The sequence below is a fragment of the Rhodopseudomonas sp. genome (assembly GCF_036404135.1).
GTDB lineage: Bacteria > Pseudomonadota > Alphaproteobacteria > Rhizobiales > Xanthobacteraceae > Rhodopseudomonas_A.
Genome location: NZ_DASWPE010000179.1, coordinates 1 through 2304 on the forward strand (window position 1 = coordinate 1; position 2304 = coordinate 2304).

Sequence of the window (2304 nt, forward strand, 5' to 3'; positions counted from 1 at the left end):
TCACCTCTAGTCTCTTCCTGCAGCCGGCCCAGAGGTCGGCGATCTCCGCCGCGGCTTTGCCGTCCGGCCCGTATTCGCTGACGCCCTGCCCGAGTGCATAGGCGTACTGGTGGTCGACGCGGTTGGCGATCGAGAGCGGCAGCACGACCCCCTCGCTGCTCATGCTCATGACGACCGCCGCTGTGAGCCTCGCCTGCTTGTTGACCGGCGCCTGGTTGATGACCAGGGCGAAGTCCTGGCTTGTCAATCGGCGTCGAAATTTGACCCCTTATCGGCGTTCAATATTGACCCCCTTGCTGCAATCTCAGGCGGTAGCGGCCGCCCGGCGAAGCGGGTCAGGGTTGCGCAGCCGGGCGGCTGCGGTGGGGTGACCCTCAGGCCGCGGCGCGGTTCTTGAAGCGCCAACTCTCGTTGCCGGTCTCGACGATCTCGCAATGGTGGGTGAGCCGGTCGAGCAGTGCGGTCGTCATCTTGGCATCGCCAAACACGTTCGGCCATTCGCCGAAGGCCAGGTTGGTCGTCACCATGACGGAGGTCTGCTCGTAGAGGCGGCTGACGAGATGGAAGAGGAGCTGCCCGCCAGACTGAGCGAAGGGTAGGTAGCCGAGTTCGTCGAGCACGATGAAGTCCATGCGCGACAGGTAGTCGGCCATGCGGCCGTGGCGTCCGGCGCGGCCCTCGGCTTCGAGCCGGTTCACGAGGTCGACGACGTTGAAGTAGCGGCCACGGGCGCCGTTGCGGATGCAGGCTCGCGCGATCGCGATGGCGAGGTGGGTCTTGCCTGTGCCAGTGCCGCCCACCAGCACGGCGTTACGCTGATGGGCGAGGAACTCGCCGCCGGCGAGATCGCGCACCAGCATCTCGTTGATGGGCGTGCCCTCGAAGCGGAAGTCCTCGATGTCCTTGGCCAGGGGTAGCTTCGAGATGGTAATCTGATACTTGATCGAGCGCGCCTGTTTCTCGGCGATCTCGGCCTGCAGCAGATCGCCGACGATGCGTTGGGGCTCGTATTGGCGTTTCACCGCCGTGGTGATGATCTCGTCGTAGCCGGCCTTCATGCCGTAGAGCTTCAGGTCCACCATCGTGGCCAGGATTTCGGTTCGTTCCATCACATGATGCTCCTCAGGGTGTCGTAGCGCGCGCAGTCGGCGACGGGCTCGTGCTGCAGGCGCAGCGCGTCGGGGGTGTCGATGGTGATGACGCGCGCGGGTTCGCGGCGTCGGGCCAGGATGTTGAGGACGACGTCGGCCGAGTGGACGCCGGCCTCGAGCGCCTCCAGGCAGGCAGCTTCGACGGCATCCAGCCCGTCATCCATGGCGGCCGTCAGCAGGCCCACCATCTGGCGATCGCCATCGTCGGCGCCGGCGAGCTTGCGTCGGACGCGCTCGAAAGAGGGCGGCAGCACCCAATCCTTGAATGGAGCCCCGTTGCGCAGGGCGCCGGGCTTGCGGGCGAGCACCGGCACATAGTGCCAAGGCTCGAACACCGTCTCGTTGCGGCCGAACCGCCGGGCATGCTCGCCCACGACATGGCCGCCCTGGCGCAACTCGATCCGCTCCGCATAGGCCCGCACCTCAACAGGGCGGCCGACGGCGCTCGCCATCACCGAGTAGCGGTTGTTGTCGAAGCGGATCAGGCAGGTCTTTGACACCGAGACCGGCACGGCGTGGAAGCCATCGAAGGCGCCGACGTAGGGCACGAGGCTCGGCCGCTCCACCTCGAAGGACTGCCAGACCGTCGTTTCCTTGTTCTCGGGATGAGGATGGCCCTTGGCATAGGCGACGCACTGATCGAGCAGCCAGCCGTTCAGCTCCTCGAAGCTCTTCACGCGCAGGCGAGGCGTAAAGAAGCGCTCCCGCACCAAGCCGACCTGGTTTTCGACTTGGCCCTTCTCCCAACCCGACGCCGGCGTGCAGGCGACGGGATCAACGAGATAATGAGCACACATCTGCTGAAAGCGACGGTTATAGTGACGTTCCTTGCCGACGAGGATCGTCTCCACTGCTGTCTTCATATTGTCGTAGATGCCGCGGCGGCAGGTGCCCTCGAAGAAGGCGAAGGCTTTGTCATGGGCGTCGAACACCATCTCTTGGCTTTCGCGCGGGTAGGCCCGCACATAGAGCATCCGGCTGTGGCAAAGCCGGACGTGAGCCACCTTGATCGTGACGGTGGTGCCGTTGATCAGCACGATCTCGTGGCTCCAGTCGAACTGGTAGGCCTCGCCCGGATCGAAGCTCAGCGGCACGTGGGCGGCGGCCGTCACGGCGACCCGCTCGCGCCGCCAACCCCGGGCGTAGCGCCGGA

General features: G+C 65.5%; 1 protein-coding gene and 2 pseudogenes. All 3 read right to left on the reverse strand.

Going from position 1 to position 2304, the window contains the following annotated elements; all coding sequences use genetic code 11:
* Positions 1 to 247 (reverse strand): annotated as a pseudogene (locus VGC77_RS20300) (ParA family protein); the annotation flags it as partial.
* 127 nt (positions 248 to 374) lie between these two features.
* On the reverse strand, positions 375 to 1109 hold the full coding sequence (gene istB, locus VGC77_RS20305) for an IS21-like element helper ATPase IstB (protein WP_174348316.1): 735 nt from the start codon (positions 1107 to 1109) through the stop codon (positions 375 to 377).
* Positions 1110 to 1120: 11 nt separating this feature from the next.
* Positions 1121 to 2304 (reverse strand): annotated as a pseudogene (istA, locus tag VGC77_RS20310) (IS21 family transposase); the annotation flags it as partial.

What these genes read in the sequence shown, in the direction of transcription:
- istB (WP_174348316.1), bottom strand. Translation starts at nt 1,109, where the DNA reads ATGGAACGAACCGAAATCCTGGCCACGATGGTGGACCTGAAGCTCTAC.